Annotated in this window: 28 protein-coding genes; 18 read left to right on the top strand and 10 right to left on the bottom strand. The window is 64.2% G+C overall.

Annotated features, from left to right (window positions below; genetic code table 11):
- Positions 1–30: 30 nt before the first annotated feature.
- From ACTIGF_RS03060 to ACTIGF_RS03045, 4 genes are read right to left on the bottom strand one after another with little or no spacing between them, the layout of a single operon-like run.
- Positions 31–2,076: a hypothetical protein gene (locus tag ACTIGF_RS03060; RefSeq protein WP_439635475.1), complete on the bottom strand. Its 2,046-nt coding sequence runs from the start codon at positions 2,074–2,076 to the stop codon at positions 31–33.
- Positions 2,076–4,790: a DUF4159 domain-containing protein gene (locus tag ACTIGF_RS03055; protein ID WP_439635474.1), complete on the bottom strand. Its 2,715-nt coding sequence runs from the start codon at positions 4,788–4,790 to the stop codon at positions 2,076–2,078. The genes ACTIGF_RS03060 and ACTIGF_RS03055 overlap by 1 nt, the downstream gene beginning before the upstream one ends.
- On the bottom strand, positions 4,787–5,677 hold the full coding sequence (locus ACTIGF_RS03050; RefSeq protein WP_439635473.1) for a DUF58 domain-containing protein: 891 nt from the start codon (positions 5,675–5,677) through the stop codon (positions 4,787–4,789). Before ACTIGF_RS03050 ends, ACTIGF_RS03055 begins: the two co-directional genes overlap by 4 nt.
- A gap of 7 nt (positions 5,678–5,684) precedes the next feature.
- Positions 5,685–6,683, bottom strand: a complete 999-nt coding sequence (locus ACTIGF_RS03045; protein WP_439635472.1) for an AAA family ATPase — start codon at positions 6,681–6,683, stop codon at positions 5,685–5,687.
- Between the two features lie 66 nt (positions 6,684–6,749).
- Here ACTIGF_RS03045 and ACTIGF_RS03040 point away from each other — a divergent pair, with 66 nt between their 5' ends.
- Genes ACTIGF_RS03040 through ACTIGF_RS03020 form a run of 5 tightly spaced genes read left to right on the top strand, consistent with a single transcriptional unit; the run spans position 6,750 to position 11,033 of the window.
- The gene (locus ACTIGF_RS03040) at positions 6,750–7,334 is read left to right on the top strand and encodes a DUF1285 domain-containing protein (RefSeq protein WP_439635471.1); all 585 of its coding nucleotides are present in this window, start codon (positions 6,750–6,752) and stop codon (positions 7,332–7,334) included.
- Positions 7,331–7,999 carry an NUDIX hydrolase gene (locus ACTIGF_RS03035; RefSeq protein WP_439635470.1) on the top strand — a complete coding sequence of 223 codons (669 nt, stop codon included), beginning with the start codon at positions 7,331–7,333 and terminating at the stop codon, positions 7,997–7,999. The genes ACTIGF_RS03040 and ACTIGF_RS03035 overlap by 4 nt, the downstream gene beginning before the upstream one ends.
- On the top strand, positions 7,996–8,277 hold the full coding sequence (locus ACTIGF_RS03030; RefSeq protein WP_439635469.1) for a hypothetical protein: 282 nt from the start codon (positions 7,996–7,998) through the stop codon (positions 8,275–8,277). Before ACTIGF_RS03035 ends, ACTIGF_RS03030 begins: the two co-directional genes overlap by 4 nt.
- Before the next feature lie 15 nt (positions 8,278–8,292).
- Positions 8,293–9,519: a CCA tRNA nucleotidyltransferase gene (locus ACTIGF_RS03025; RefSeq protein WP_439635468.1), complete on the top strand. Its 1,227-nt coding sequence runs from the start codon at positions 8,293–8,295 to the stop codon at positions 9,517–9,519.
- Complete coding sequence (locus ACTIGF_RS03020; protein ID WP_439635467.1) at positions 9,516–11,033, top strand: hypothetical protein; 1,518 nt, start codon at positions 9,516–9,518, stop codon at positions 11,031–11,033. Before ACTIGF_RS03025 ends, ACTIGF_RS03020 begins: the two co-directional genes overlap by 4 nt.
- Positions 11,034–11,037: 4 nt before the next feature.
- On the opposite strand, the gene ACTIGF_RS03015 is transcribed toward ACTIGF_RS03020, so the two are convergent.
- A complete protein-coding gene (locus ACTIGF_RS03015; protein WP_439635466.1) occupies positions 11,038–11,862 on the bottom strand; it encodes a hypothetical protein in 825 nt (274 codons plus the stop codon).
- An 84-nt stretch (positions 11,863–11,946) separates the two neighbouring features.
- Positions 11,947–12,846 carry an oxygen-dependent coproporphyrinogen oxidase gene (hemF, locus tag ACTIGF_RS03010; RefSeq protein WP_439635465.1) on the bottom strand — a complete coding sequence of 300 codons (900 nt, stop codon included), beginning with the start codon at positions 12,844–12,846 and terminating at the stop codon, positions 11,947–11,949.
- Between the two features lie 154 nt (positions 12,847–13,000).
- Between hemF and ACTIGF_RS03005 the strand changes: the two genes are divergently transcribed.
- Positions 13,001–14,431 (top strand): sulfotransferase, encoded by a 1,431-nt coding sequence (locus tag ACTIGF_RS03005; protein ID WP_439635464.1) that lies wholly within the window; start codon positions 13,001–13,003, stop codon positions 14,429–14,431.
- Here the strand turns inward: ACTIGF_RS03005 and ACTIGF_RS03000 are convergent.
- Positions 14,428–15,045: a TetR/AcrR family transcriptional regulator gene (locus tag ACTIGF_RS03000; protein WP_439635463.1), complete on the bottom strand. Its 618-nt coding sequence runs from the start codon at positions 15,043–15,045 to the stop codon at positions 14,428–14,430. The genes ACTIGF_RS03005 and ACTIGF_RS03000 overlap by 4 nt on opposite strands.
- Before the next feature lie 83 nt (positions 15,046–15,128).
- Here ACTIGF_RS03000 and ACTIGF_RS02995 point away from each other — a divergent pair, with 83 nt between their 5' ends.
- The 7 genes from ACTIGF_RS02995 (at position 15,129) to ACTIGF_RS02965 (ending at position 20,498) form a co-directional block, all read left to right on the top strand.
- The gene (locus ACTIGF_RS02995; RefSeq protein ID WP_439635462.1) at positions 15,129–15,572 is read left to right on the top strand and encodes a PaaI family thioesterase; all 444 of its coding nucleotides are present in this window, start codon (positions 15,129–15,131) and stop codon (positions 15,570–15,572) included.
- 281 nt (positions 15,573–15,853) lie between these two features.
- Positions 15,854–16,471 carry a ubiquinol-cytochrome c reductase iron-sulfur subunit gene (petA, locus tag ACTIGF_RS02990; RefSeq protein ID WP_439635461.1) on the top strand — a complete coding sequence of 206 codons (618 nt, stop codon included), beginning with the start codon at positions 15,854–15,856 and terminating at the stop codon, positions 16,469–16,471.
- 12 nt (positions 16,472–16,483) lie between these two features.
- Positions 16,484–17,776 (top strand): cytochrome b, encoded by a 1,293-nt coding sequence (locus tag ACTIGF_RS02985; protein WP_439635460.1) that lies wholly within the window; start codon positions 16,484–16,486, stop codon positions 17,774–17,776.
- Between the two features lie 12 nt (positions 17,777–17,788).
- Positions 17,789–18,598 (top strand): cytochrome c1, encoded by an 810-nt coding sequence (locus ACTIGF_RS02980; protein ID WP_439635459.1) that lies wholly within the window; start codon positions 17,789–17,791, stop codon positions 18,596–18,598.
- A gap of 92 nt (positions 18,599–18,690) precedes the next feature.
- Entirely contained in the window at positions 18,691–19,299 is a 609-nt protein-coding gene (locus ACTIGF_RS02975; protein WP_439635458.1) for a GrpB family protein, read from the top strand.
- A complete protein-coding gene (locus ACTIGF_RS02970; protein ID WP_439635457.1) occupies positions 19,296–20,180 on the top strand; it encodes an S-methyl-5'-thioadenosine phosphorylase in 885 nt (294 codons plus the stop codon). Before ACTIGF_RS02975 ends, ACTIGF_RS02970 begins: the two co-directional genes overlap by 4 nt.
- A gap of 60 nt (positions 20,181–20,240) precedes the next feature.
- Positions 20,241–20,498, top strand: a complete 258-nt coding sequence (locus ACTIGF_RS02965) for a hypothetical protein (protein ID WP_439635456.1) — start codon at positions 20,241–20,243, stop codon at positions 20,496–20,498.
- A gap of 56 nt (positions 20,499–20,554) precedes the next feature.
- Here ACTIGF_RS02965 and ACTIGF_RS02960 read toward each other — a convergent pair whose 3' ends face one another.
- Positions 20,555–21,775 (bottom strand): alpha/beta hydrolase, encoded by a 1,221-nt coding sequence (locus ACTIGF_RS02960; RefSeq protein ID WP_439635455.1) that lies wholly within the window; start codon positions 21,773–21,775, stop codon positions 20,555–20,557.
- Positions 21,776–21,876: 101 nt separating this feature from the next.
- Here ACTIGF_RS02960 and ACTIGF_RS02955 point away from each other — a divergent pair, with 101 nt between their 5' ends.
- The 3 genes from ACTIGF_RS02955 to ACTIGF_RS02945 all read left to right on the top strand — a co-directional run bounded on the left by ACTIGF_RS02955 (position 21,877) and on the right by ACTIGF_RS02945 (position 23,443).
- Positions 21,877–22,653 carry a hypothetical protein gene (locus tag ACTIGF_RS02955; protein ID WP_439635454.1) on the top strand — a complete coding sequence of 259 codons (777 nt, stop codon included), beginning with the start codon at positions 21,877–21,879 and terminating at the stop codon, positions 22,651–22,653.
- 140 nt (positions 22,654–22,793) lie between these two features.
- Positions 22,794–23,213, top strand: a complete 420-nt coding sequence (locus tag ACTIGF_RS02950) for a hypothetical protein (protein WP_439635453.1) — start codon at positions 22,794–22,796, stop codon at positions 23,211–23,213.
- Positions 23,214–23,215: 2 nt separating this feature from the next.
- Positions 23,216–23,443: a helix-turn-helix transcriptional regulator gene (locus tag ACTIGF_RS02945; RefSeq protein ID WP_439635452.1), complete on the top strand. Its 228-nt coding sequence runs from the start codon at positions 23,216–23,218 to the stop codon at positions 23,441–23,443.
- A 49-nt stretch (positions 23,444–23,492) separates the two neighbouring features.
- Here the strand turns inward: ACTIGF_RS02945 and ACTIGF_RS02940 are convergent, their stop codons facing one another.
- On the bottom strand, positions 23,493–24,119 hold the full coding sequence (locus tag ACTIGF_RS02940) for a S24 family peptidase (RefSeq protein WP_439635451.1): 627 nt from the start codon (positions 24,117–24,119) through the stop codon (positions 23,493–23,495).
- 138 nt (positions 24,120–24,257) lie between these two features.
- On the opposite strand from ACTIGF_RS02940, the gene ACTIGF_RS02935 reads away from it, so the two are divergent.
- Positions 24,258–24,608: a DUF952 domain-containing protein gene (locus ACTIGF_RS02935; RefSeq protein ID WP_439635450.1), complete on the top strand. Its 351-nt coding sequence runs from the start codon at positions 24,258–24,260 to the stop codon at positions 24,606–24,608.
- The gene (locus ACTIGF_RS02930; protein ID WP_439635449.1) at positions 24,605–25,648 is read left to right on the top strand and encodes a quinone-dependent dihydroorotate dehydrogenase; all 1,044 of its coding nucleotides are present in this window, start codon (positions 24,605–24,607) and stop codon (positions 25,646–25,648) included. The genes ACTIGF_RS02935 and ACTIGF_RS02930 overlap by 4 nt, the downstream gene beginning before the upstream one ends.
- Here the strand turns inward: ACTIGF_RS02930 and ACTIGF_RS02925 are convergent.
- The gene (locus tag ACTIGF_RS02925; RefSeq protein ID WP_439635448.1) at positions 25,645–26,958 is read right to left on the bottom strand and encodes an MATE family efflux transporter; all 1,314 of its coding nucleotides are present in this window, start codon (positions 26,956–26,958) and stop codon (positions 25,645–25,647) included. The genes ACTIGF_RS02930 and ACTIGF_RS02925 overlap by 4 nt on opposite strands.
- Positions 26,959–26,964 lie beyond the last annotated feature (6 nt).

Here is a 26,964-nt window from a genome sequence, read left to right as displayed (position 1 = left end):
TGAGTTATGCCGTTCTGGAAAGGATCAGCGTTACTCGCCCTCGCGTCGCCAGGCCAAGGCGAACAGGCCCAGTATCAACAGCGCGATCAACAGGCCCGGCGCCAGCGGCGTGGATTGCGCATCGATGACCCGATAGGCGGCGTTGCGCTTGAGGCCCGCCCAGTTGATCCCTGCCTGACGCGCGCGCTCATTGGTGCGGCGCAGGTCGGGCAGGTCGATGCCGTCGCCCAGGGCGAACACGCCGCCGCCGCTTGAGTCCACCAGCGTGGCGAAGCCTTCAGGATCGGGGCGCAGATCGCGATATTCCAGCGGGTTGAGCGGACCGGAGGCGGTGACCGTGGTCAGCTCGCCTGACCGCAACCGCACCAGACCTTGCTCGCGCGCCGGCAGGCGCTGCACATAATCGCCAAACCCGTTGGACGTCATCCCGACCGTGTCGCGGGCGCCGGACGGCCATTCGATCTCAAGATCCGGCACATCATCGGCGAGGGTGTTGCGTGTCACTTCCAGCTCGCCATTCACCACGCGGGCGCTCAGGCGTTCTTCGTCGAGCTCGGGCTCGCCCATCAGCCAATGCGCCACCCGGCGGAACAGCTCGTCATGGGGCCCGCCGCCTTCATAGCCGCGCGCCCAGAGCCAGGCCTGATCAGACAGCAGGATCGCCGCGCGGCCCTGACCTTCGCGCGACAAGGTCAACAGCGGATCGCCATTGGGCGCCTGCAACACCGTCTCGCCGGACAGGGCGCGGGCGCCGATGCTGCGGAACCAGGGCCCCCATTCGCCCTCACCGGTCAGCATGGGCCGGGTGACGGGGTGTCTTTCGCCGATATCGCTGATCTGCGGGACAAAGCGTTCTTCGCTGATCAATCCGGTCGGCACAGCGGGTAAAACGCTGGCCAGCGGCGAGCGCGCCACGCTTTCCCCGCCGGCGAAGGGCGGGCCGGTGGTCACCAGAAGCGCGCCGCCGTTCTCCACATAATTGGCGATGTTATCAAAATAGAGCGGGCGCAGGATGCCGCGGCGGCGATAGCGGTCGAAAATGACCAGATCAAATTCCTGCAAGCTCAGCTGGAACAGCTCGAACACCGGAAAGGCGATCAGCGCCAGCTCGTTGGGCGGCACGCTGTCATCCTTGTCCAGCGGACGCAAAATGGTGAAGTGCACCAGATCGACGCTGGGATCGGACTTCAGCAGATTGCGCCAGGCGCGCGCCCCATTATGCGGCTCGCCCGTCACCAGCAAAACCCGCAAGCGGTCGCGCACGCCGGTGACGTTCACCGCCGCGCGATTGTTGATCAGGGACAGCTCGCCGGGGCCGGGCTCCACCTCGATCTCGACCACATTGGGGCCGCGATTGGCGATCTCGGCCTGCACGGTGACATCCTGACCGATCTGAACGCGCGCGCTGATCGGCTCGCCGCCGTCTACGTAGAGATTGACCATGGCCGTGCCGGTCGCGGCGCCTTCATCCTCGACGCGCAGCGTGAAGCTGACCGGATCGCCCACCAGCCCATAGCGCGGCGCCTGGGAGACGATCAGGCGGCGGTCGCGCGCATTGGGATCGCCGGTGAGGAAGTGATGCACGGGCGCATCCAGCCCGAGCTCATCCGCGCTGGGCGCCGTGTCATGCACCTGGCCGTCAGAGGCGATGATCACCCCGGCCAGCCGGTTGCGCGGCGCTTGTGACAGGCCCTGCTGGAGGGCGCGACTGAGGCGCGTGCCGTCTTCGGACGCGCCGCCGCTCACTTCAATGAGGTCCAGAAGCGGATCACGCTCGGCCAGCGCGCGCACCGCTTGCGCGACCTGTGCGGCGGCGTCGCTGCGGGTTCCGATCTGCATGGAGGCGCTGTCGTCCGTGATCAGCACCGCCACATCGCTGAGCGGTTCGCGGGTTTCCTGCACCAGGGCGGGATTGAGCAGCGCCCCCGTCAGCACCAGCGCCGCCAGCGCGCGCCATAGCCAGCCCTTCAGGCCGCGCACCAGCGCAAATCCGGAGACAGCCAGCGCCAGCGCGCCCAGCCCATAGGCCAGAACCGGCGGGATGAGCGGAGAGAGGGAGAGCGTGACGGCGTCCATCAATCCTGCCCCAATCGTTCCAGAATGGCGGGCACATGCACCTGATCGGCCTTGTAGTTGCCGGTCAGGGCGTACATGGCGAGATTGACGCCGAACCGGATGGCCAGTTCGCGCTGTCGCGGGCCGCCCTCCACCGGGGCCAGCGGGCGACCCTGTTCGTCAATCGCCCAGGCCGAGGCCCAGTCCGCCGAGCCGATGACCACCGAGGAGGCGCCGTCGCGGCCCGAGCTCTCAGGATTGGCTTCCACCCAGATCTGGGTTTCGGGATAGCGACCGGGGAACTCGGTCAGAAGATAAAACGCCCGGCCCAGAACATGATCATCGGGCATTTGCTGCAAGGGCGGCACTTCAACGGAATCCAGAAGCCGGACCAGGCCGGGATGCGGGGCGAGCCCGCGGCCGCGGGCGCGGCCGTCGCGGGTGTCAAAGACGATCAGCCCGCCCGCATTCATATAGGCGGTGACGCGGGCCGCAGCCTCGGGCGACAGGCCTTGCGCGTCTTCGGTCACCGGCCAGTAGATCATCGGGTAGAACAGGATTTCATCGGTTTCGATATCAACGCCGGCTGGCGTGCTGGGTTCGACCGCGCTGCGCCGCGTGCTCTCGCGCGACAGTCCGGCGAGGCCCGCGCGGCTCAGTTCGTCAATGCGCGCATCGCCTGTGCGCACATAGGCGAGCCGGACTTCCAGCGCCTGTTGATCGATCCCCGTCACGCCTTGCGCAAGCGCGTCTTGCGGCATGCCGCCCAGGGCCAGCGCGAGCACGGCGACTGCGCCGAAATTGCGGGTGGCGAAGGGCATGCGGCCTGACAGGACCAGGGTGATCAGGCCATCAAGGCACAACAGGATCAGGGCCAGACTCAACAGCGGTCCAGCCAGTCGCGTCTCGATCGCGCCATCGCCCAGCCGATAGGTCGCGCCGGGCAGGTCGCGCGCCATCAACGCTAGGTCATCACCGGGCTGCATCACATTGAGCGCGGCGCTCGCGGCGCCCAGGCTCCAGACGCCGGGGGGCGTCTGAGCGCTGGCGCGCGCCTGGGTGAACTGATCCGCGGCGATCATCTGCGATTGGCCAGTCGGGTCCGTCAAAAGCCCGTCGGCGGTCAGCTGACGCTCCAGCCCCCATGCGCCACCCTGGGGCGGGGTCGGGTCTGCGCCGCCGCTGAGCGACAGCACGCGTTCCAGCATGGCCGGATACAGCCCGGACAGCGGCAGGGAGGACCAGTCGGGACCGGCGGTGACGTGAAACAGCACGATCCAGCCTTGCCCGCGCCGATCTGCGGTCACCAGCGGCGTGCCGTCTTCAAGGCGCGCCCAGACCTTGGCGTCGAGATCCGGGCCGGGCTCGGCCAGCACCTGCCGGGTGACCTGCGCTTCGCTGGACACTTCAAGACCGGTGAACGGGCTCTCATCGGGGAAAGGCGCCAGACCTTGCGGATCTTCCCACGCCATCGCGCCGCCAAACAGGCGTCCGCCCTCGCGCAGACGCACGGGCAACAGATCATCGGCGCGGGTGGCCAGATTCGGTCCGGAAAAGCGGATCAACACGCCGCCCGCTTCGACAAAGGCGGTCAGGCGATCATCTTCCAGACGGGCGTTGTCCACCATCACCAGCGCCGAGGGTTCTGTGCCCAGCAGCGTGTCCAGATCCCCGCTCACAAGTTCTGTGGACCCCGCCAGCGCTTCGCGGGCGTAATGATAGTCAGACAATAGCGGTTGCCGGTCGCCGCCGGTTTCAGGCGTCAGCAAACCCACCCGCGGCCTGCGCCAGCGGTCGCCGGTGATGTGTGTCGCGCCCGCGGACCCGAAGCGGTCGAGCGCCAGGCGCGAGATCTGATTGCGCAGGTCCAGCGGCAGGCTGGCGGACAGATCCAGGCGCTGTTCTCCGGCTTCAAATACGCCCTCCAGACGCGCCAGCGCCTGACCGTCCGCGCCTGTGGCGGTCAGCGTGACCGGGCGCTGGGCGTCGCTGTCCGCGCGCACCAGCCGCACGGTGAAGCCATCGGGCTCCACCCCGACCCGCGTCAGGCCGATGGCGGTGCGCTCAGGTTCAGGCAAGATGATCGTCACCGGCCCTGATGCGCTGAGCACCCGCGCCAGCGCGCGATCGTGGTCTTCATTTGAGACGCCGTCGCTGATCCACACGGTGTCAAAGCGCTCAGGCGCGCCTTGCTGGCTCAGACCTGTTTCAAGGCGTTCCGCGGTGATATCGCGAGCGGGCGGCCAGGCGCGCAGCTCATGGGCGTTCAGGCGCGCCAGGGCGTTGCTGGCGGGGCCGAAGGAAAGATCGCTCTGGCTGGCGGGCGCAGCGGTGAAGACCAGCAGCACGTCCCGGCCTTCACTGCGCGCCGCGATCAGCTGGCTGCGGGCCTGGGCCTGCATTTGCGGCCAGCCCGGCGCTGAACGCCAGCCGTCATCCACCAGCAGCAGAAGCGGGCGATCCGTGCTGATGTCGGTCTGCGGGCTCAGGATCGGTCGCGCCAGCGCCAGGATCACCAGCGACGCCATCACCAGCCGCAGCACAAGAAGCCACCAGGGCGTGGATTGCGGGGTTTCCGGCGTCCGCGCCAGGTTTTGCAGCAAGCGCAGCGGCGCGAAGACGATCCGCGCCGGGGCGGGCGGGGTGGCGCGCAGCAAGAGCCAGAGCAGCGGCAATACGGCGAAGGCGGCCAGCGCCCAGGGCGCGGCGAAGGCGAGCGGACCCAGGCTGATCATGAACGGGGCTCTGACAAGGCTTGATAAAGGGCGAGCACGGCGCTCGCAGCCGGGCGGTCGGTGCGATGGGTGATCAGCCGCCAGCCATACTGGCGGGCCAGATCGTTCAGCTGTGCGCCATGACGGCTCCAGGCCTCGCGATAGGCGGTGCGGGCGTCTTCAGCGCGACCAAACAACAAACTGTCTCCGCCGCCGGACGCCGCTTCAAACCTCGTGCGGCCCTTGAAGGGGAAATCATCTTCGGCGGGGTCGATCACGCGCAACAAGGCGCCGCTCGCGCCTTGGGCGGCGAAGCGGCTGAGTCGGGCCTGCCAGGTTTCGACCGGGTCGAGAAAATCACTGGCGATCACAAGACGCGCATGACGCGGCAGGTCCGCGGCTTCGACGCTGTCCGCATGTCCGTCGCCCAGCGCCAAAGCGCGGCTGACGGTTTCAAACCCGGATCGGCCTGCGCGGGCGCGTCCGGTCTCACCCAGCACGGACAGGCGTTCGCCGCCGCGGCTCAGAAGACTGGCGATGGCCATCAGGGCCACCGAGGCGCGTTCGGCTTTCGTTGGCAGTCCTGGCGAGTGAAGCTGCATGCCGGCGGACCCGTCGCGCCAGAAATGGATCGCGTTCGCCGCCTCCCATTCCACTTCGCGGATATACAGATGATCGCCCTGGGCCGAGCGTCGCCAGTCTACAAAGCGCGCGCCGTCTTCAGGCCGGTGATGGCGGTATTGCCAGAAGGTCTCGCCCTGTCCCGCGCGCCGGCGCCCGTGTACGCCATGGGCGACGCTGGCGGCGATACGCTCCGCCTCGGCCAGCAAGGCCGGGAAGCGCGCCGCCGCCTGCTCCGCTTCGTGGCGCAGGCGGGTCTGTCGGGAAGGGGCGGGAGCCTGGCTCATCAAGATGTTACGCGGCGGCTTTCGCAAGGCGGTTGATCAGGGCGTCCAGCTGCAAGCCCTCGGCGCGGGCGGCGAAGCTGAGCGCCATGCGGTGCTTGAGGACGGGCTCGGCGAGCGCCAGCACGTCTTCGGTCGATGGCGCGAGGCGACCTTGCAGCAAGGCGCGCGCGCGCACCGCCAGCATCAGCGCCTGACCGGCGCGAGGACCGGGGCCCCAGCTGACGCCGTCGCGGACTTCTTGGTCATTGGAGCGGTCCGGGCGGGCTTGTTCGAGCAACGCCAGAATGGCGTCGAGCACGGCTTCGCCCACCGGCATGGCGCGCACCAGCTGTTGCAGATCGAGGATTTCCTGAGCGTTCAGAACCGGCTCGGCGACGGAGTCTTCAGACCCGGTGGTGGCCAGCAAAATGGCGCGCTCCTGATCCTTGTCCGGATAAGGCACGTCGATCTGCATCAGGAATCGGTCAAGCTGGGCTTCGGGCAGCGGATAGGTGCCTTCCTGCTCGATCGGGTTCTGGGTCGCCAGCACATGGAAGGGCTGGGGCAGGTCATGGCGCTCGCCCGCCACGGTGACGAAGCCTTCCTGCATCGCCTGCAACAGCGCCGCCTGGGTGCGCGGGCTGGCGCGGTTGATCTCGTCCGCCATCAGCAAGCGGCAGAAGACCGGGCCGGGGATGAAGCGGAAATGGCGTTTGCCGTCCGCGTCCTGGTCGAGCACTTCGGAGCCCAGAATATCGGCTGGCATCAGGTCGGGGGTGAACTGCACGCGCTTGTCCTCAAGCCCTGTGACCACCGCCAGCGCATGAACGAGGCGGGTCTTCGCCACGCCCGGCGGGCCGACCAGCAGGCCATGTCCGCCTGACAGGATCACGGCGAGTGATTGTTCGACCACGTCATCGAGCCCGATAATGGAGCGGGCGATGGAGTGGCGAACCTCGGCCAGGCGTGCGGTTGCAGCGTCTGCGCGTGCTGAAAGCGCCTGTACGTCTTCCTTCGAGGTGGGCATCGGCTTACATCCTTGAACGAGGCAGGTTTCTGACCTCAAACATGGCCGCAGCCAGAGGAGGTGTCCATGGGCGCACCGAAGTCTGAACAAGATGCAATGCAGTCGCTGCTCTCCGCGGCGGAAGCGATCGACACCGCAGACGGCTATCCCCCGGTGGATCGGTGGGAGCCGGAGTATTGCGGGGAGATGGATCTCGTCATCAAACGCGATGGCAGCTGGTGGCATGAGGGCGCGCGAATCGGGCGCGAAAAACTCGTCAGATTGTTCGCGCGCATCCTTCGAAAGGACGAGGATGGCGAGACCTATCTCGTCACCCCGGTCGAGAAAATCAAAATCAAGGTCGAGGCCGCGCCCTTCACCGCAGTGCGCGTGGACCGGTCAGGCTCCGGCCCGGATCAGAAGCTGGCCTTTCTGACCAATCTTGATGACGCCGTGATTGCGGGTCCTGAACACCCCCTGCGTGTCGAAATTGCGGAGGATGGCGAGCCTGAACCCTATGTGCATGTGCGCGGTCGGCTGGAAGCGCTGATCACGCGCGCCGCCTTCTATGATCTCGTGGAATTCGCCGAGCGCGGCGAGGACGAAAATGGCGAACCCTGCATGGGCGTATGGAGCCGCGGCGTCTTCTTCCCGCTGGGCCCTGTCGCATGAGCCAGGGTGTCGAGGCGATACTGAGCCGTTTGCGCAGCGTGCTCGATCCTGTGGACGGCCCGGCTCACGCGCGTCCGATCCATGGCGACGGCGATCTTGATGACATTCAGCGCCCCCTGGGCCGCAAACTCAAACCCGCTGCGGTGCTGGCCCTGCTGGTCAAGCGCGAGACCGGTTTGACGGTCCTGTTCACCCGGCGGGCGGACCATTTGCAGGCCCATGCCGGACAGGTCAGCTTTCCGGGCGGACGCCAGATGGCGGGGCGTGAAACCCTGGCCGAATGCGCGCTTCGTGAAACCGAGGAAGAAGTGGGTCTGCCGCCCAGCGCGATCACGCTGTTGGGACGCTGGGAAAGCTATGAGACCGTGACCGGCTATGCGGTGACGCCTTTTGTGGGCGTGATCGAGCCGGGCTTTGCTTTGAACCCTGATCCTGGCGAAGTGGCTGAAGTGTTCGAGACGCCGTTCGATTTCCTGATGGACAAGGACAATCACAAGCTCGAAGCCCGCGAGTTCCAGGGCATGTTGCGGCGCTATTACGCCATGCCCCATAAAGGCCGGTATATCTGGGGAGCGACGGCGGGCATGCTGCGCGCCCTGTCGATCCGCTATGCGCAAGGACGACCAGGCGAGCCCGTCAGGCGTTCAAAGGAGACCAGCCGATGACCCGCATATTCCTGTTGATGCTGGTGGCGTTCGCCCTGCCCTATATTGTCGCGCGACTGCTGTCGGCGGCGGGCGTGCTCGAACAGCCCATGTCCGCGACCCTGGGCGTTTTGTCCGGCATGGGCGCGGCTTTGGTCATGCTGGTGGTGCTGGTGCTGCTTGAAACCGACGCCAGCTCCCGGGACGGCGCCTATCAGCCGCCGCGCCTGGAAGATGGGGAAATTCGTCCCGGTCAGTTTGAAGAGCGTGACCCGCCCCCTGCCGACGAACCGATCTAGCGAAGGTGTGAGGGGATGAAGCTCGATCCCGATCAACACGCCTTTCTGAGAGACCCGGCGACGATCGCGGTTATGGACGCGATCAGTCCCGCCGATGCAGATACGGCGCGCTTTGTCGGCGGCTGCGTGCGCAACGCCATTCAGGGCGAGCCGGTCGAGGATGTGGATATCGCCACACAGCTGACGCCGGACGAAACACTGGCGGCGCTTCAGGCTGCCGGGATTAGGGCGATCCCCACCGGCTTTGAACACGGCACGATCACTGCGGTGGTCAATGGCGCGCCATTTGAAATCACCTCCCTGCGCAAGGATGTGACCACAGATGGTCGTCGTGCGGTGGTGGCCTTCACCACGGACTGGATGCTGGACGCCGGTCGCCGCGATTTTCGCCTCAACGCGATCTATGCGCGACGCGACGGCAGCCTGTTTGATCCCTGGAATGGCGTTGCAGACGCCCAGGCGCGTCGCGTGGTGTTCATTGGCGACCCTGATCAAAGGCTGGCGGAAGACGTTCTGCGCATCCTGCGCTTTTACCGGTTCAACGCCTGGTATGGTTCTGAGCTTGATGCGGCCGGTCATGATGCGTGCATCCGGGCTGCGCCCAGGCTCGCCGGTCTGGCGCGGGAACGGGTGTGGAAAGAGCTCAAGAAACTCCTGGCCGCGCCGGATCCCGGAGCTGTGGCCAAAGCGATGCATCTGGGCCACGTTTTCGAACCGGTTTGGCCGGAACCGCTCGACTTAAACCTTCTCTTAAGCATAATTAACGCCGACAGAGGGAAAGGGCGCGCGCCCGATACGCTCTTAAGAGCGGCGGCGCTGTGCGGGGGAAAGGGTGACGCCGTGCGTAGCCTGTGTGACCAGATGAAAGCGTCAAACGCGGAGACGAGCCGTCTTGTCGCCATGTGCGACCCGGCGCCGGAGCGTGCAGGAGACGTGCGTCCAGGGCTTGATGGCAAGGCTCTGTCTCGCGCGCTCTACGCTCTCGGCGGTCAGACTGTGTCAGATCGCTTGCGCCTGGCTGAAGCGCGGGGCGAGGGCGATGCGGACGCGGATTTGCGAACGGCTGCGGCTTGGCGCGCCCCTGATCTGCCGATCAATGGCCGCGACCTGATTGAAGCGGGGTTGCAAACCGGGCCGCAGCTGGGCGCCGTTCTCAGCCAGCTCGAGGAGGCCTGGATCGAATCACGATTCACGCTGGACCGTCAGGCGCTTTTGGCGATGGCGAGCGAGGGGCGGGGATGAGCCTGTCCGAGCTTTTTTCCCTGCGCTATCGCGCCCGGGTCGGCAGCGGCGAGTTGTTCGCCGCGGATTTGCACCTGCATGATCGCCGCGCGTTGGAAGAGAAGGCCAAGGCGCTCAACTACACCGAAGACGAGGTCGAGAACGCGCTGGTGGACGCCGAGCTGGCGCTGCGAATCCAGCTCGCCAAATCCATCAACAACGCCAATGAAAAGCGCAAGATCAAGGATCTTCCCCGGCGGGCGCGCCAGATCATGGCGGACGCCTATTTGCAGGCGAACCGCGCGCACTGGTCGGCGGTTCTGGACGCGCCGGGGTTTGAGAACCTGTTCCAGGCTGAAGGCGGGGTCAGTGCACGCGATCCGCTCAATGGCAAGAAATGGAGCATCGCCGCCAACCTCATGATCTTTGATTATGTGGAGGCGTTCTTTGATCTGTTGCCGGGTGAGGAGCAGCTCGAATTCAGCCGCGATCTGAACCAGCGGCTCCAGCGCGGAGAATCGCGCTGGTATTTCCAGCTGGGTCGCTGGCGCCGCGATGACTGGCCGCGTGAACGCGACAGCCAGTTTGATCAGATCCTGTTCTCGCTCAAAAGCCAGGCCGATCAGGCGCTGACCGCGCAGGACAACAAGATTCGCAATGGCGAAGAGGTCACCGCGCAAACGCTCGACCCTCTGAAGGTCTCTGCGTCATTGTCAGAAGCGGCGCGCAGCCTGTGGGAGGCGGATCGCCTTCTGGAATCTGATCTGTTGTCCAAGAAAGTGCGCCATGGCGCCGCCGTGCGCGCGGCGCGTCATGCGCTGGATCAGTGTCTGGTGCATTTCCGGGGCAAGCTCGACGGGCCGTTCGTCAAGGCCAAACCGCCCAAGGACAAAAGACCGGCCAAGGGGCTGGGGCGACTGGCGGCGCCGACCCTGGACAAGAGCGCGCTCAAGGGCGTCTCCGAAGGCGTGGCGGCGGCGATCCGGATCGAGATGATCGGCAAATGGCTGGCCCATGGCGGCGGTCTGAAAGACCAGCGCCTGAACGCGCTCGACCGGGCCGGGCTGGCGGAAATGCTGTTGCGGCTGGTGCTGTTTGGTCTGCCTGAGGACAAGGACAGCCCCTACGATATCGAGGAAGCGGAAGCGGACGAGATTCGCAGCTATTCCAAGATCACCGCGGTGCGAGACGTGCCCAAGCGAGACGGCAAGCTGCTCAACCACGGTGAAGGCAGCCTGATGCTGCACATGGATGATGAAGCCAGCGCCCGGCTGGCGGTCGATGTGCTGGCCCGGCTTTGCCAGTTTGCGACAGGGGCGGCCGGTACGCCGAAAGATGCGGCGGAAATGCGGGCCGAACAGCCGATTCGCAGAAATCTCGGAGCGCCCTTGGACGTCCGCAGCGCCCCGAACCCGATCTGGCTGCAGATGACCAATTGGCTGATTCTGGGCGGCGTCGCCGCATCGCTGATCGCGCTGGGCTTTATTTTCGGATTGCTGAGTGCGGGATGGTCGCCGGGCTTCGTCTCACCCTGAGGGGTTATTCGTCCGTGCCGGTCTCAGCTGTTGGGGCGATCTCAAGACGGTTCTCGGACAGAGCTTCAAGTCGGGCGTAGGCTTTGTCGTCCCCGCGTCGGGCTTGCTCGATCAAAGCCTGCAAGGTGACGTAGCGGCTTTCCAGGTCCTGGCTTTCACGTTGGCGGGCTTCAGATCCGACCTGGCTCTCAATGCGGGCGCGGAATGCGTCGACCACGTCTTGACTGTCACGTTCTGCGATGCCGCCTTCACCATCCGACAGGGCGTTCAACAGCGCATCAAACGGGCTTTGAGACAGTGACAGGTCAGGCGCCTCAACTCCGGCATTGGCCGATTCTTGCTCAACGATCGCCTGCATGGTCTCTCGGGTGCCGCGATAGCGTTCGGAATTTTGTTCTTCCTCGGACAGAGAATCGTAAAACTCGATATAGGCGCGCGCGCGGGTCAGGACGTCGCCGGTATGTTCGGGCGCTGTGAAGGCCTCGCGTTCGCGTTCAAGCATTTTCATGCGGGTGTCGCGCGCGATGTCCGGATCGAGGCCCGGCTGTTCCAGAGTGGCGGCGAAATTGTCCTTGTAGGCGCGGGCGCCGGACAGGGCGTTGCGGAAGATCGCGTCTCCGCGTTCGCCAAGCAGGGCGTCCACGCGCGCGGAGGCGCCGTTCAGCACCGCTTGCGCCGCCGCGGACAGGCTGACGGTGTCATTGGTTTTTGAAGAATTTTCACCCTGCCCGGAGGCGCCGGATCGCGCTTTTGCGATCTCGGCTTGCGTTGCTGCATTGGCGCCGTTCGGGCCCAGATATGGACCTTGGGTTCCAACCGTATTGACCATGTAACGCTCCATAGGCGGGGTGCCGTTTAAAGGTAGCGTTCGATGAGTCTGCTAACCGGTCGTTAACGCAGATTAAGATTTCGCTTATGGCCAGCGGGCGTGGGGCGGCATGGAGGACAGGATGGAATTGATGTTTCCGCCGGTCTCGAGCCCGAATTTGGTGCCGCGATCATAAAGAAGGTTGAACTCGGCATAGCGGCCGCGGCGCACCAGTTGTTCCTCGCGGTCGTCATCAGACCAGGGCGTGTCCATGCGCGTTTTGACGATCTGCGGGTAAGCGTTCAGGAAGGCCTCGCCCACATTACGGGTAAAGGCGAAGTCCGCCTCATGATCGCCGGTGTCGAGATGGTCGTAGAAAATCCCGCCCGTGCCGCGTGCTTCCTGACGGTGCTTGAGCCAGAAATACTCGTCGCACCAGTCTGTGAAGCGCGGGTAATATGCGGGGTCATGGGCGTCGCAGGCGGCTTTCGCGGCCTCATGAAACAGCACGCTGTCCTCAAAGCTCTTGTCGCGTTGGTAATCCTGGGTCGGGTTCAAATCCATGCCGCCGCCAAACCAGCTTTGCGTGGTGGTGATGAAGCGCGTGTTCATGTGCACGGCGGGCACATGGGGGTTGCGCATGTGGGCGATCAGGGAGACGCCGGTCGCAAAGAAGCGCGGATCGGTTTCAGCGCCGCGGACGCGCGCAGCGAATTCCGGGCTGAACTCGCCAAAGACCGTGGAGACATGCACCCCGACTTTTTCAAACAGACGGCCATGCATCATGCCCATCACGCCGCCGCCAAGCTCTTCATCGCCGTCGCCGCGCGTCCAGGGCGTGCGTTCAAACCGTCCGGCCTCGCCTGGATAGAGCGCCGGATCGGCGGCGTCTTCAAGCGCTTCGAACGCCAGGCAGATCCGGTCTCGCAGCTCCTCAAACCAGGCTTTGGCGCGGGCGCGACGATCAGCCAGAGCATCAGCGCTAGGTTTGGCGGTTGCAGACATGCTCGCTCCTCAAGGGTCTGGGCGATGTGAAAAGATACATCTCGGCTCGCGCTGGCAAGTCCAAACGGCGCCTGAAGCGCTGGCGCGCGCGACAGGCGGGCATTAGTCTGCGCCGCCATATCAAGCCTTGTCTGAATGTGGATTGCTGACCGCCATGATTGACCCTTTGACTGACCTGCGCGACGCGCGTCGTCGTGAAGACCTGTTGTCCGTCTCTGTGGAGGCGCGCCGCCTGATCGAGGCCGCGCCCCAGCTGGGCAGCCAATGGGGGGAAGTGGCCAGCCTGGCGCTTGAAGTCGGTGACGAGGTCGGCGCCTTGCAGGCGGCGGAACGCCTGACTGAAGCCTCTCCCAATTATCAGCAATCCTGGCTCTGGCTCGTCGCTGCGCTGACCGGTCTGGGCCGTCATCAGCGAGCGCTCGACGTCCTTGAGAAGCTGATCGCCCAAGCGCCCAATGACCCGGCTTTGCAAAGACGGGCGGGGCGCGCCCTTCTGGCGCTGGGGCGCACAAATCTGGCGGCGTTGAGCTTTCGGCGTGCGATCAGCCTGGACCGGTTCGACGTCATGGCGTGGGAAGGCCTGTCTGAGTGCATCACGTTTGAATCGGGCTCGGCGGAGCTGGCCGCGCTTGAGGAAATGCGCATCCAGAACACCGCCAACATGTCCTCCACCCAGCGCGGCGTTCTGGCCTATACATTGGCCAAGGCCTATCGCGATGTGGGCGAGGACGCAGTCGCGGCCATGCGCGTGGCGGAGGGCGCCTCCTTCTGTCTGGGCGATACGGCGTTTGACACAGATCGGCACGAGCAGTCGATCAAGGCGCTGATCGCCAGTTATGAGCCACAATTTGTCGACCAGCACGAAGAGGCGGGGGTTATTGACGCGCGCCCGGTGCTGCTGATTGCTCCGCCGTGCGGCGGCGCGAACTGGCTCAGCCAGGTTCTGGCGGCGGACGCCGATACTGGCGCGCTGATGCGTAGTAACAGCGTGTTCTGGCTCAACGCCGCATCGCTGGGCGATCAGACGCTGTCAGAGATTTCAGCCGCGATCGAAGCCGGGTGGGGCCGCAATGTACTGGGCGATGTCGCCAAGCGCTATCTGGGTCAGGCCGAGGAAGCCTTGGATGGTCCGGCGAAACGGATCATTGACCCCAGCTCCCTGTCTGAAATGGCGGCGGGCGCGTTCGGCGTCTGCTTGCCGGCGTCAAAAATGGTGCGGATTTTCCGCGACCCGCGCGATCTGGCCTGGTCGATCTACAAGACCCGGTTCCGCAAGGCGCGGCACTGGACCTATCATCCGGATGACATCGCCCGTGTTCTGGCGTGCCATAATCTCCTCTGCGAGCACTGGGAATCGATTTTCCCCGACCGGATACTCACGGTGCGCTACGAAGACATGCTCAGCGATCCGCAAGCCGTGGCGCGCGAGGTTGCGACGTTCATCGGTGTGGACGGCGATACGGCGGCGGCTGAGGCCTGGCTGCGCAGCGAAGCCCTCAACGCGGATCCCGTGGGCGTTCATGCAGAGGCGGGAGACCGCTTCGAGCCGTTGAGCGCCGCGTTGGAGCGGGCGGGGCTGATCTAGGCTGACGCCTCGCTGGCAATCAGACGAGCAAGCTCTTCGCCGGCCATGCGGACCGGATCGCTGGAGCGCTGCGATCGGGCGAGAATGAGCGCCCCTTCCAGCGTTGATAAGCACAGTGTGGCCAGTTGATGGGCCCGCTCGGGCGTCTGGCCTTCAGCGATCAGTTGCTCCGCCAGCCCCTCAATGACGCGATCAAAGGCCGAGCGGATCGCCGCAACGAGCTCAGGGGCGCCATTGGTTTGCTCAAGGGCGACCGTGGCGATAGGGCACCCTTTTGTAAAATCAGAGCCTTCCAGCCAACCGGCCAGATCCTCAGCGAAAGCGCGAATGGCCCCGGCCGATGACCCCTGGCTCTCCTGGCGGGCGGTCAAAGTCTGATGCAAGACCTGCCCGGCTGACTCCATGGCGGCCACGCCCAGCTCGGCCTTCCCACCTGGAAAGTGATGATAGAGCGAGCCTTTGGGCATCTGTGCGCGGTCGAGAATTTCTGACAATCCCGTCGCGGCGAACCCTTGCTCCTGAAACAGTTGAGCGGCGGCGCTGATCAAGCGCGTCCGCGACGCGCCGCGTTTGCGAGCAGGGCTCGCCGTCGAGGGGCGTTTGGATGACGACATTAGCGAAATCTCCTTGATCAAGAGCTTGAACGAAGAGGCCGGAAATGTCTATGTAGACCGGTCGGTCTAATTGGGAGGTTTCCATGTCATCTGCACAACGCCCGCCTGAAGCCGCCGTGGCGGATGCTGCGCTTCTTCGAGAGATCATCAAGGTCCAGCCCTTCACCCGGTGGACGGGGTTGGAGGTCATCAAGGCCGAGAACGGCGAAGTCGAGACGCGTCTGGTGCTTCGCAAAGACGACATGACCCAGCACCATGGCTTCCTGCATGGCGGTCTCGTCGGCTTTCTGGCGGATAACGCCGCCGCTTACGCGGCGGCCACTGTGGTGGGAGACGTGGTCACGTCACAGTTCACTGTGAACTTCCTGTCGCCGGGAATCGGGTCTGCGTTTCGCGCCCGGGCTCAAGTGATCAAAGCCGGCAAAAGACAGGTCGTTGTTCGTGTGGACATCATCGCAGAGCAAGACCAGGGGGAAAAACTCATCGCTGTCGCTCAGGCCACGATTTCACCCGTCAGTGAGCGGTGAAGGCCAAGCCTGCCTCTGAATTCACCTCGTCATTTGTGATTTTAACTGGGGAAAATCTGCGTTTGCGGCGAAATCACGCGCAGGAAACGGGATAATCAGGTTGAAAAATATGGGGGCGCACATTAATCCGCCTCGATGACACGTTGTATGTTTAGCGGGGCTGCGTCAGCAAGCCGCACCGTAAAACAGCAACGCTGCGCTAAGTCTGAGATCGCGCGCTAGCGTGCGTGGGGCCTGCCAGGTTCTGCGGGGCGGGCAGTTCGAATTCAAGAGGTCGGCACGTGACGGACGTGAACAGCAATCCTGAGACCGGCGGCGATGAGCCGTCGCGCCGGGACTTTCTCTACATCGCATCGGTTGGAGCAGTGGGCGTCGGTGGCGCTCTGACGCTGTGGCCGTTCATCGATCAGATGAACCCGGCGGCGGATACGCTTGCGTTGTCCACCACCGAGGTGAATGTCGGCGCACTCGAAGAAGGCGCGGTGATCACGGTCATGTTCCGTGAGCGCCCGCACTTTGTGAGCCGCCGCACAGCGACCGAAATTGCGGAAGCTGAGGACGTGGAGGTGTCTCGCCTTCCCGACCCGCTTGCGCGTAACGCCAATCTGGAAGACAGCGCGCCTGCGACCGACCACAACCGGTCCGCTCTCACCGCCCTGATCGACGATGGCGTCGAGGTGGACGAAGCCCTGCGTGGTTCTCTTCTGATTTCCAGCGCGAACTGCACCCATCTGGGCTGCGTGCCGACCGAAGGCGCAGGCGATTATGACGCCTGGTTCTGCCCGTGCCATGGCTCGCACTACGACACAGCCGGCCGGATTCGCCGTGGCCCGGCCCCGGAAAATCTGCCAATTCCGCCGATGACCTTCATCTCGGCGACGACATTGCGTCTGGGCTAGGGAGAGCGAAGAATGAGCGGACCGAGCACATACGAACCCAAAACCGGTGTGGAGCGCTGGCTGGACCAGCGCCTGCCGATCGTGCGCCTGGGCTGGGATTCCTTCGTGGATTTCCCCACCCCGCGCAATCTGAACTACTGGTACACATTCGGCGGCATCCTGACCGTCTGCCTGATGATCCAGATCCTGTCCGGCATCGTGCTGGCCATGCACTATGTGCCTCACATCGATTATGCGTTCGCCTCAGTTGAGCGCATCGACCGCGATGTGAACTTTGGCTGGCTGCTGCGCAACATTCACGCCAACGGCGCGTCCATGTTCTTCCTGGCCGTCTACCTGCACATGCTGCGCGGCCTGTATTACGGCTCCTACAAGGCTCCGCGAGAGCTGTTGTGGATCCTGGGCGTCGTGATCTATCTGCTGATGATGGCCGCCGCCTTCCTGGGCTATGTGCTGCCCTGGGGCCAGATGTCCTATTGGGGCGCGATGGTGATCACCAACCTGTTCGGCGCGCTGCCGCTGATCGGCACGCCGATCACCGAATGGCTGTGGGGCGGGTTCTCAGTGGGCAACGCCACGCTGAACCGCTTCTTCTCGCTGCACTATCTGATCCCGTTCCTGATCGCCGGCATCGTCGGCCTGCATGTCTGGGCGCTGCACGTTCCGGGCAACAACAACCCGACAGGCCTGAGCATCAAGACCAAGGCGGACACGCTGCCCTTCCACCCGTACTACACGGTGAAAGACGGCTTCGCGATCATCGTCTTTATGATCATCTTCGCCTTCTTCGTGTTCTACTGGCCGGACGCTCTGGGCCACGCCGACAACTATATCGAGGCGAACCCGCTGGTGACTCCGGCGCACATCGTGCCGGAATGGTATCTGCTGCCCTTCTACGCGATCCTGCGGGCCGTGCCTGACAAGCTGGGCGGCGTGTTGATGATGTTCGGCGCCATCGCGGTTCTGTTCATCCTGCCTTGGCTGGACACCTCCAAGGTGCGCTCCATGCGCTATCGTCCGCTGGCGCGCTGGTTCTTCATCTTCTTCGTGATCGGCTGCGTCGGCTTGGCGTGGTGCGGCGCGGAGCTGCCGGACAACAAGGTTCCGGTGCTGGGCGCGATCGGCCTCAACTTCTTGTGGCTGGGCCGTATCCTGACCCTGTACTATTTCGCCTATTTCCTGGTGATCCTGCCGCTTCTGGGCTTCATCGAGAAACCGACCCAACGTCCGGCCTCCATCGAGGAATCGGTGCTGGGTTCAGGCAAAAAAGACATGCCGGCGGCGTCCGCCGCTCCGGCCGAATAAGGAGAGCGATAGATGAAAATGATCCAACGCCTCCTCACCGTGGCTGTCAGCGCTCTGGCGCTGGCGACCCCGGCGGCTCACGCCGCTGCTGGAGAGACCCATCACCCGGAAGAGCATGAGTTCAGCTTTGAAGGTCCGTTCGGCACGTTCGACAGAGGGCAGCTGCAGCGGGGCTTCCTGGTGTACCAGCAGGTCTGTTCGGCCTGTCACAGCATGAACCAGCTTCACATCCGCAATCTGGGTGAAGAAGGCGGTCCCTTCTTTTCGGCGGAGTATCCGAACCCGAACGACAACCCGGTCGTGCGCGCCATCGCGGCGGAGTACATCGTGGAAGACGGTCCGGATGAGTATGGCGACATGTTCGAGCGTCCCGGCCGTCCGGCTGACCGCTTCCCGAACCCGTTCGCCAACCCGCAGCAGGCTGCGGCGTCCAATGGCGGCGCGATCCCGCCGGACTTCTCGGTGATCGTGAAAGCGCGCCATGGCGGTCCGGAATATATCCGGTCACTGATGCTGGGCTACGACTATGAAGTGCCTGAAGACGTTCATGTGGGCGTCGGCCAGTACTACAACCCGTACATGCCCGGCGGCGTCATCGCCATGCCGCCGCAGCTTCAGGACGGCCTGGTTGAATATGCTGACGGCACCGAAGCCACCAAGCGACAGATGGCGACAGACGTCGCCGCTTTCCTGGCCTGGGCGTCCGAACCGCATATGGAAGTGCGCAAGAAGATGGGCCTGATGGTCATGATCTACTTGCTGGCGCTGGCGGGCTTGCTGTACGCCGCTTACCGTCAGGTCTGGTCAAACGTGAAGCACTAGGCTTTCGCGTTTACACCGAACACGATTGCGGGCCGTCCGGACATCCGGGCGGCCCGTTTCTATTGAAGGCTGCCGGTGTTAAAGGTCCGATCATGAGCCGCGATCCAATCCATGTGTCACCCCATGATCCCGCCTGGGCGGAAGAAGGTCTGGCCTTTGCCGACGCCGTGTGCGTGGCCCTGGGCTCTCGCGCCTTGCGCGTTGACCATGTGGGCTCGACGGCGGTGCCGGGATTGGCCGCCAAGGATGTGATCGACATTCAGGCGCTGGTTATTGACCTGGATGATGACGGGCTGGTGGACGCCATGAAGGCGGCGGGCTTTGTTCATCGCCCTGACAATACTGGCGACGACCCCAATCTGGACACCACCCCCTCGCTGGGCCCGGATGACTGGCGCAAGGTTTATTTCCGAGAGGCGAAGGGCCAGCGCCGCCTGCACATCCATATCCGGCGCAACGGCGCGGCGGGCGCGCGCAACATGTTGTTGATGCGCGACTTCTTGCGCGACAATGAGAGCGCGCGCCGGGACTATGGCGACTTCAAAATGGCGTTAGCGGACAAGACTCGCAGCGACCGCTCAGCGTATCAGGCGATCAAGCGTCCCTTCATCTCGACCGTGCTGCGGTCTGCGGAAAGCTGGGCGGAGATCCATCACTGGGCGCCGGGCGTGCCTGATTCATACTGGAGAACCGAAGAATGAGCTGGAAACTCGGGATTATCGGCGGCTCCGGCCTTTACGGTCTGGAGGGCTTGGAAAACGTGCGCAGGGAGACGGTGGGCACGCCCTGGGGCAATCCGTCCAGCACGTTGGTTCACGCCACGCTTGAGGGTGTGGAGCTGGTGTTCCTGGCACGCCATGACGAAGGCCATCGCATCCCTCCGAGCGATCTCAATTACCGCGCCAATATCGACGCCCTGAAGCGCGCCGGGGTGACCGACGTGCTGTCTCTGTCAGCTGTCGGCTCGCTCAAGGAAGAGCTGGCGCCCGGCGCCTTTGTGGTGGTCGATCAGTTCATCGACCGCAGCTTCGCGCGCAATAAAAGCTTCTTCTCCGAAGGCTGCGTCGCCCATGTGGCGATGGCCGATCCTGTCTGCTCGCGCCTGTCCGCCATGGCGGCGGATGCCGCAGAGGCGGCCGGCGTTGAAACCGTTCAGCGCGGCGGAACCTATCTAGTGATGGAAGGCCCGCAATTCTCCACCCGCGCGGAAAGCCAGCTCTATCGTCAATGGGGCTGCAGCGTGATCGGCATGACCAACATGCCTGAAGCCAAGCTCGCCCGTGAAGCCGAGCTGCCCTACGCCAGCGTCTCCATGGTCACAGACTATGATTGCTGGCGCACCGAGGACGCGGACGTGGACATTTCCGACATCCTCAAGACCATGCACGCCAACACCGTCCATGCTCACGCTCTGGTGCGCAATCTGGTGAAGGCGATGGCCGCAAGCCCGCGCACCGACAGCCCGCAAGGCATCGAGAAAGCGCTCGAATACGCCATCATCACCGCCCCGGAAAAACGCGATCCAGCGCTTCTGGCCAAACTCGACGCTGTTGCGGGCCGGGTTTTGGGGAAAACATCTTAGCGCTTTCCCCTCAGAGGGGAATTGTCTAGGCTCTGCCCATTCAAAATGGAGGAGAGCGTTATGCGTGCCCTGAAACTAATCGCCGGACTGGCGGCTGGACTGTGCGTTCTGGTCTCGTCACAGGCGTTCGGCGCCAGCCTGACCACGACCAATAACTACTATTATGTTGATTTCTATATGGACAACGTTCAGGTGGGCCATGGTGAAGTTCACTGTGCGGACCAACCGTTCGAGTACATCCTGATCTGGGGGATCAATCAGGGCGAGCGCGTGGTGTCCGGGCGTGAGAATTGCCCCAGCCTGCCTTTCCCCTTCTGAGTGACACAGGGTGGGGCGGACACGCCCCACCCGCGTCCCAGAACACGAGCAGGCCGTCAGCGAGCCGACTGCGGATAGGCTTCGGCCAGCCAATCGGCCAGCACCACATCGCGGACATCGCGAGTATGGCCTGTGCTGAATAGAGTGAGGCGGCTGTCATAGCCCGCCTCGCTTAACCGCTCATGGGTCAGCTCGGAGGACAGCTTGAAGCCGGGCTCGTACAGACCCGCGGCGAAGCGGAAGCGGGCATGGGGCGGATCGAAAGGCTCAACGCTGCGCAGGCGTCCATAGCCTGACGAGTACGCCATCACCCAGCCAAACACGTCGCCGCGCAAATAGCCGGCGTGACGGGCGAAGCTGGCCCCGTTTGAAAAGCCCAGCACCGTGCGTTGCGTCCGGTCTGTGCTGGCCCCGAACTGAGCGCTGGCCCAATCGGTCAGCGTCTCGGCGAAGAAGGTCAGGTGCTGTTCGGCGCGGTCCTCATCGGCATACCAGCCGATCAGATAGTCAGCCGCCCGCAGATCGGTGGGAAAGTCCGAGCGGTCCTCGACCACGCCCGCAGGGCCGGACAGCGCGCCCACAAGGATCAGCGGCGCCAGATCGCCCGCCTGGATCGCAGCCTCGATCTGATGGGCGAAGTGTGCGGTTTCCGCCCCATCGGTCATGAACACGACTGGATAGGGGTCTGCCGCCGGATCATGGTTGGGTGGCAGATAGACCTGGACCCGGCGGGTTTCGCCATGCTCGGGGCTGAAGACTTCATGGTGTTCGATATGCCCGTCCAGCACCCCCACCCGCGCCGCATTCATCGGGGCGTTGGGGCCGCGCCAGTCAAGGCTCGGCGCTGTCTCGTCATCGAGATCGGGCGAGAGGATAAGATGGACCATCGCCCGGTCCATGTCAGCAAGTCTCAGCCTGGCCGCGAAGCGTCCCTTCCCGACCGGGTTGAGCGGCATGTTCAGCGTGCCCGAGACAGAGAGCGTCTCCTCAGTCTCGCTGCGCGCCAGCACGGTCAGGGCGCCGGTTTGCAGATCCGGCACAAGAGCGAAGGCGTCGCCCGCCAGCCGGGCGTCAATGCTGGCGAGGGTCGGGTCATCAAGGGGCGTCTGACACGCCAGCAAGGCCGTCTCTTGCTGTCGCGCCAGCAGGCTGCCGCTCTCGGACTCATAGGCCTCCACCTCACTGCAGGCAGGGTAGGCGCGCCAGTCAAAGGGCGGAGGAGCATCGGCCTGGGCCAGGGTGAGAACGGCCCAGAGTGCGGATGTGACTGTGAGCATGATTGAGGCCTCCTCAAGGTTATGGTCTTCTTAGACGCACCAGGCGTCAGCTCGAGCCATAAATGAGCTGGACGCCAAAGCCCTCATGAGGATTTTTCACAATGATGCGAGCGCTTTGCCTGTCGGTCCTTCTTCTCTCGGTATCTTCTGCGGCCTTCGCCGAGGCGCCTGTGCCGGGGATGCAGGCGTTCGAGACCGGCCAATGGGGCGCGGCGGAAAGCGCGGCTTCCAGCGCGGCGTCTGATGTGGATGCGTTGATCCTGGCGTCCGAAGCGGCGTTGATGCCGATCACGCTCGATCAGGCCGAGGGGCTGTCACGCCGGGAGCGCCGTCAGGCGGCTCTGCGCGCGCAAGACTATGCGGAAGCGGCGCTGGCGTTGGAGCCGGAGAACGCCCAGGCGCATCTGCGCCTTGCTGCGGGGCTTGGGTATCAGAGCCGCTATGTGAACAAGGTGCGCGCCGTGATGATGGGGCTGCCGCAGCGCGGGCGCGATCACATGGTTGAAGCGTTGCGCCTTGACCCGACAGAGCCCTGGGCCCCGGCCATGCTGGGCGCCTGGCATCTGGAAGTTGTGCGCCGGGCGGGCGAGGGCATGTTTGACGCCAATGAGGCGGAGGGCCTCGCCCTGATGCGTCAGTCCGTCGAGATGGATGGCGCGCCCGCCGCCATTCCTTACCGCTTCGCTGTGGCGCTGGTCGCCGCCGACCCGGCCGTTCATGGCGAGGAAGCGACGCTGATGCTGAACCGGGCGATCAATGCCTCATCCCAGGATGCGGTGGGGCAGGCGGTTTCAACGCTTTCAGAGCATCTTCTGGGACTGCTGCAGACCGATCCCGCTGCGGCGCAGGTCGAAGCGGTGCGTCTGCTGGAAGAGTAAAAACAATAGCTTGAGACGAAGCGGGGCAGATGCTCGGTCAAAAACCCGATCTTAAGGTCGAAAATATTTGACATGAGGTCTGCCCCATTTTACATCTCAGCATGTCAAAAAAATTCGACATTAGATCAAAGGAGTTTGACATGTCGTTTCAAGAAAAAAGCAATCTGGTCATGACGGTCATCATCACCCTGGTGTTCGGGGCGTATTTCGGGGATTTGGGCGTTGCGTTGATCCGCGGCGAGGCGGAGCCCGCCCAGCTGGATATGTCCTTTATCGGGCTTACGGCCGCCGTGATTTTCTATTCGATCATCGCCCATATCATCGTGGCGGTCTGGTCGCCGGACGAGGCTGAAGAGGCTGACGAACGCGACAAGTTCATCGAAATGCGCGCAGACGCCCGCTCAGGCTATGTGCTGGGCGTCGGCGCCATTCTGGCGTTGAACCTCGCCTGGCTGGGATTTGATGTGTACTGGGTCGCGCACATGGTGCTGGCGGGTCTGGCGGGCGCCGAGATCTTCAAGGGCGTCCAGCGCATCATCGATTACCGGATGGGGGTATAGGTTTGGCGAAACCCACCTCGATCCGAAACCGTATCCGTGAGCTGCGTTTTCACGCCGGAGAGATGACCCAGGCCGAACTGGCCAAGCGGATCGGCGTCACCCGGCAGACTGTGCTCGCCATCGAACAGGGCAAATACTCCCCCTCCCTGGAAGTGGCGTTTCAGATCGCAGCCGTCTTTGAAACCCCTCTGACAGAGGTGTTTGAGTATGCGCCTGACGGTTCCCCCTAAGACCTGATGGCGTTCAGCGCCCTCGCAGTTTCAAATGCGGGGGCGTCTGCTATTGGCTGGCCCAGACGATGCGCGCCATCCACACAATGTCACGCGTGGGCAGATTGCGGTTGTCATAGGCGGGGTTGAGCGAGATCAGCTCGACGCTGTCGGCCGTGACGCGGCCCAGCTCCTTGGCCATCACTTCACCCTCGCGGGTTTTCACCACGACCCGGTCGCCGCGACGCGGCGGCGCTTCGGGGCTGACGACGATACGGTCGCCATGGCGATAGACGGGCGCCATGGAGTCCCCGGAAATCTCGAGCGCATAGGCGCCGTCGCCTTCCTCGCCGGGAAACAGGATGTCCTCCCAGCCCGAACCCGAGGGGAAACCGGCATCGTCGAAATAGCCATGATCGCCCGCTTGGGCGAAGCCGATGAGCGGCACGGAGCGGCCCTGGCTGCGGCCCATGGCGAGGGCGGCGAACTCGTCAAACCCCACATGCGTGGCGTCCAACGCCTTGGCGAGGCTTTCCGTGGAGGGCCAGCGCGGTTTCGCGCCGTCCGCGCTTTTGCGCTTGGAGGGGTTGAAGGTGGTCGGGTCCAGCCCGGCGCGGCGCGCCAGCCCGGAGGGCGTCAGGCCGACGCGGTTGGCCAGCCGGTCTATCCCGTTCCAGATCTGGGCATGGGTCAGCATAAGTATACCGTATAACGCGACTCTTTACGCTCTTATAGCAGGAAAAAAATCCTTGAGGAATGCCAAGGGCGTTTGTGGGCGCAGTCAGAAGGGACGCACGCTTGCGCGAAACCCGTTGGCGTCGTATCGGCCTGTGTCATGACCGAGCTTATTTATCGCATCGCTGATCCGGCGGCTCTGGCCGCGGCTTCGCTCGCGGGCGCCTATGAAGGCGAGGCCCATGACAAGGCTGACGGCTTCATCCACGCCTCGTCTCTGGACCAGCTCGCGGATACGCTGCAGCTGCACTATGCCGACGCCGAACGTCTGGCGGTGGCCGAGATCGACGCAGCGGCTCTGGGCGAGACGCTGAAATGGGAAAAATCCCGCAATGGCGCTCTGTTTCCTCACATCTATGGCGACATCCCGTTCAGCGCGATCACCGGCATTCACTTGCTGCAACGTGATGAGCGCGGCGGCTGGCGACTGCCTTCGGAGTTGAGCCGATGAGTGACGCCCTCGCCAAACTGCTCACCCTGCTGCCGGCGGAAACCGCGCACCGCACCGCCCTGATGGGTCTGAAGGCCGGGTTCGGCCCCAAGGCGCGCACGGCCGCCGACCCGGTGCTGAAAACCGCGCTGGCGGGGCTGGAGCTGAGCCATCCGGTCGGTCTCGCCGCCGGGTTCGACAAGAACGCCGAAGCGCCGGACGCCCTGCTCAACGCCGGCTTCGCCTTTGTGGAAGTGGGCGCCGTGACGCCCCGCCCGCAGCTCGGCAATCCGCAGCCGCGCCTGTTCCGCCTGCGCGAGGACAAGGCGGTCATCAACCGCATGGGCTTTAACAATGAGGGGCTTGATGCGGTCAAAGCCCGGCTCGAAGCCCGTCAGGACAGCCCGACGAAAGCTGCGGGCGCTGTGGGCGTCAATCTGGGGGCCAACAAGGATTCTGAAGACCGGGCGAATGACTATGCGGTCCTGTTGAAGGCGCTGTCAGGTCTGGCGGACTTCTTCACCGTCAATATCTCCTCGCCCAATACGCCTGGCCTGCGCACCCTGCAGAGCGGGGATGCGCTGGATGAGCTTTTGAAGAAGGTCAATGACGCGCGCTGGGCCGAACCGGTGTTTTTGAAGGTTGCGCCTGATCTGGTCGAAGCCGACATCGACGCCATCGTCAAAGCGGTTCAGGTTCACGCCCTGTCCGGCCTGATCGTCTCCAACACCACGCTGGAACGCCCTGAGAGCCTGAAAAGCGCCCATAAGGGCGAGGCGGGCGGTCTGTCGGGCTTGCCGCTCAAGACGCGCTCCACCGAGGTTCTGCGACAGTTCCGTCAACGCACTGGCCCGGATATGCCGATCATCGGCGTGGGCGGGATTGACGGGCCGGAGGCGGCCTACGCCAAGATCCGCGCCGGGGCGAACGCCGTGCAGCTGTACACGGCCCTGGTGTATCAGGGGCCGGGGCTGGCGCTGAAAATCCGCGACGGCCTCGCGGCGCTTCTGAAAGCGGACGGCTTCGAGCATGTGTCAGAGGCGGTGGGCGTCGACGTCTAGGCGACAAAGCTGCGCTTGAGGCCCGGCCAGCCCACCATCAAGGTTCCCGCCCGGGCGACATAATACGCCAGGAAAGCCAACCACAGCCCGTGCGCCCCGAAGGCGGGCCGCAGCACCGCGTCGAGCGCCAGATAGATCACCAGCGCTGCGATCATGGCGTTACGCATGAGCGGGCCCTGGGTGGCGCCGATCATCAACCCGTCCAATTGCCAGCTGGGCATGCCCAGCAGCGGCGTCAGCGCGCACCAGATCAGAAAACTGCGGGCGGTGGCGCGCGTGGCCTCATCAGTGGTCATCATCATGATGAACTGATCGCCCAGCAGCAGAAAGCCGAGGCTGAGCAGAACAGAGAAACCCAGCGCCAGCTCGCTGGTCAGCCGGAAGGCGCGCAACAGCCGTTTCCAGTTCTTCGCCCCGGCGGCGCGGCCGGTCTCGGCTTCGGTCACATGGGCGAAGGCGTCGAGGAAGAAGGCGCAGATCGAGATGTACTGCATCAAAATGGCGTTGCCCGCCAGAACGTCCGCGCCCTCGCGCAGGCTGGCGATATTAAACCAGGTGAACCCCGCCAACAGCGCCATGGTGCGCAAGAAGATGTCACGATTGACCGAGACCAGGCGCCGAATGGCGGTTCCGTCAAAGAGCGCGCTGGCGGGCGCTGCGCCGCGATTGCGCAGGATCAGGATGATCAGTCCGGCCGCCGCCAGAAGGTGCAGCCACTGCGCCGCGGCGCTTGCCGCGCCGACGCCGGCCACGCCCATGTCAAACCCCAGAACGAAGAGTACGGACAGGCCTGCGTTTGTGAGGTTCAGCACCGCCTGCAAGATCAAAGCTCGCCCGGTGAGCCCCAAGCCGATCAGCCAGCCATAGACGGCGAAGCCGGCGAAGGCGGCGGGCGCGCCCCATAGCCGTGCATCCACATAGGCGCGGCCCAGCGTCTCGACATCGTCAGGGCTGTCAAAGAGAGCGAAAGCGCCTGCTTTCAGCGGCCATTGCGCGAGCAGCAAGACAAGGCCGATGGCGACGCCGATCATCCCGGCTCGCCACAGAACGGCGCGCACTTCGCCTTCATCCTCGCGTCCGTCCGCCTGGGCGGTGAGGGCCGTCGCGCCCATGCGCAAAAAGGCGACAGACCAGAAAAAGACGTTGAACACCAGGCCGCCCAGCGCCACAGCGGCGATGGCCTGGGTGTCTGCGGTGCGTCCGATCACGGCCAGGTCGACCAGCCCCACCAGAGGCGAGGCGATGTTTGCGCCCATTATGGGCAGCGCGCGCAGAAACACGTGCTTGCGGGTCAGGGACGGCACCGTCATTCAGGC

This window comes from Oceanicaulis sp., from assembly GCF_051859625.1.
GTDB lineage: Bacteria > Pseudomonadota > Alphaproteobacteria > Caulobacterales > Maricaulaceae > Oceanicaulis.
The sequence above is the reverse complement of the archived record's forward strand: the minus strand, read 5'-3'. Positions and strand labels throughout refer to the sequence as shown.

Coding starts and splice junctions, on each gene's coding strand:
- ACTIGF_RS03060 (WP_439635475.1), bottom strand. CDS start 2,076: ATGGACGCCGTCACGCTCTCCCTCTCTCCGCTCATCCCGCCGGTTCTG.
- ACTIGF_RS03055 (WP_439635474.1), bottom strand. CDS start 4,790: ATGATCAGCCTGGGTCCGCTCGCCTTCGCCGCGCCCTGGGCGCTGGCC.
- ACTIGF_RS03050 (WP_439635473.1), bottom strand. CDS start 5,677: ATGAGCCAGGCTCCCGCCCCTTCCCGACAGACCCGCCTGCGCCACGAA.
- ACTIGF_RS03045 (WP_439635472.1), bottom strand. CDS start 6,683: ATGCCCACCTCGAAGGAAGACGTACAGGCGCTTTCAGCACGCGCAGAC.
- ACTIGF_RS03040 (WP_439635471.1), top strand. CDS start 6,750: ATGGGCGCACCGAAGTCTGAACAAGATGCAATGCAGTCGCTGCTCTCC.
- ACTIGF_RS03035 (WP_439635470.1), top strand. CDS start 7,331: ATGAGCCAGGGTGTCGAGGCGATACTGAGCCGTTTGCGCAGCGTGCTC.
- ACTIGF_RS03030 (WP_439635469.1), top strand. CDS start 7,996: ATGACCCGCATATTCCTGTTGATGCTGGTGGCGTTCGCCCTGCCCTAT.
- ACTIGF_RS03025 (WP_439635468.1), top strand. CDS start 8,293: ATGAAGCTCGATCCCGATCAACACGCCTTTCTGAGAGACCCGGCGACG.
- ACTIGF_RS03020 (WP_439635467.1), top strand. CDS start 9,516: ATGAGCCTGTCCGAGCTTTTTTCCCTGCGCTATCGCGCCCGGGTCGGC.
- ACTIGF_RS03015 (WP_439635466.1), bottom strand. CDS start 11,862: ATGGTCAATACGGTTGGAACCCAAGGTCCATATCTGGGCCCGAACGGC.
- hemF (WP_439635465.1), bottom strand. CDS start 12,846: ATGTCTGCAACCGCCAAACCTAGCGCTGATGCTCTGGCTGATCGTCGC.
- ACTIGF_RS03005 (WP_439635464.1), top strand. CDS start 13,001: ATGATTGACCCTTTGACTGACCTGCGCGACGCGCGTCGTCGTGAAGAC.
- ACTIGF_RS03000 (WP_439635463.1), bottom strand. CDS start 15,045: ATGTCGTCATCCAAACGCCCCTCGACGGCGAGCCCTGCTCGCAAACGC.
- ACTIGF_RS02995 (WP_439635462.1), top strand. CDS start 15,129: ATGTCATCTGCACAACGCCCGCCTGAAGCCGCCGTGGCGGATGCTGCG.
- ACTIGF_RS02985 (WP_439635460.1), top strand. CDS start 16,484: ATGAGCGGACCGAGCACATACGAACCCAAAACCGGTGTGGAGCGCTGG.
- ACTIGF_RS02980 (WP_439635459.1), top strand. CDS start 17,789: ATGAAAATGATCCAACGCCTCCTCACCGTGGCTGTCAGCGCTCTGGCG.
- ACTIGF_RS02975 (WP_439635458.1), top strand. CDS start 18,691: ATGAGCCGCGATCCAATCCATGTGTCACCCCATGATCCCGCCTGGGCG.
- ACTIGF_RS02970 (WP_439635457.1), top strand. CDS start 19,296: ATGAGCTGGAAACTCGGGATTATCGGCGGCTCCGGCCTTTACGGTCTG.
- ACTIGF_RS02965 (WP_439635456.1), top strand. CDS start 20,241: ATGCGTGCCCTGAAACTAATCGCCGGACTGGCGGCTGGACTGTGCGTT.
- ACTIGF_RS02960 (WP_439635455.1), bottom strand. CDS start 21,775: ATGCTCACAGTCACATCCGCACTCTGGGCCGTTCTCACCCTGGCCCAG.
- ACTIGF_RS02955 (WP_439635454.1), top strand. CDS start 21,877: ATGATGCGAGCGCTTTGCCTGTCGGTCCTTCTTCTCTCGGTATCTTCT.
- ACTIGF_RS02950 (WP_439635453.1), top strand. CDS start 22,794: ATGTCGTTTCAAGAAAAAAGCAATCTGGTCATGACGGTCATCATCACC.
- ACTIGF_RS02940 (WP_439635451.1), bottom strand. CDS start 24,119: ATGCTGACCCATGCCCAGATCTGGAACGGGATAGACCGGCTGGCCAAC.
- ACTIGF_RS02935 (WP_439635450.1), top strand. CDS start 24,258: ATGACCGAGCTTATTTATCGCATCGCTGATCCGGCGGCTCTGGCCGCG.
- ACTIGF_RS02930 (WP_439635449.1), top strand. CDS start 24,605: ATGAGTGACGCCCTCGCCAAACTGCTCACCCTGCTGCCGGCGGAAACC.
- ACTIGF_RS02925 (WP_439635448.1), bottom strand. CDS start 26,958: ATGACGGTGCCGTCCCTGACCCGCAAGCACGTGTTTCTGCGCGCGCTG.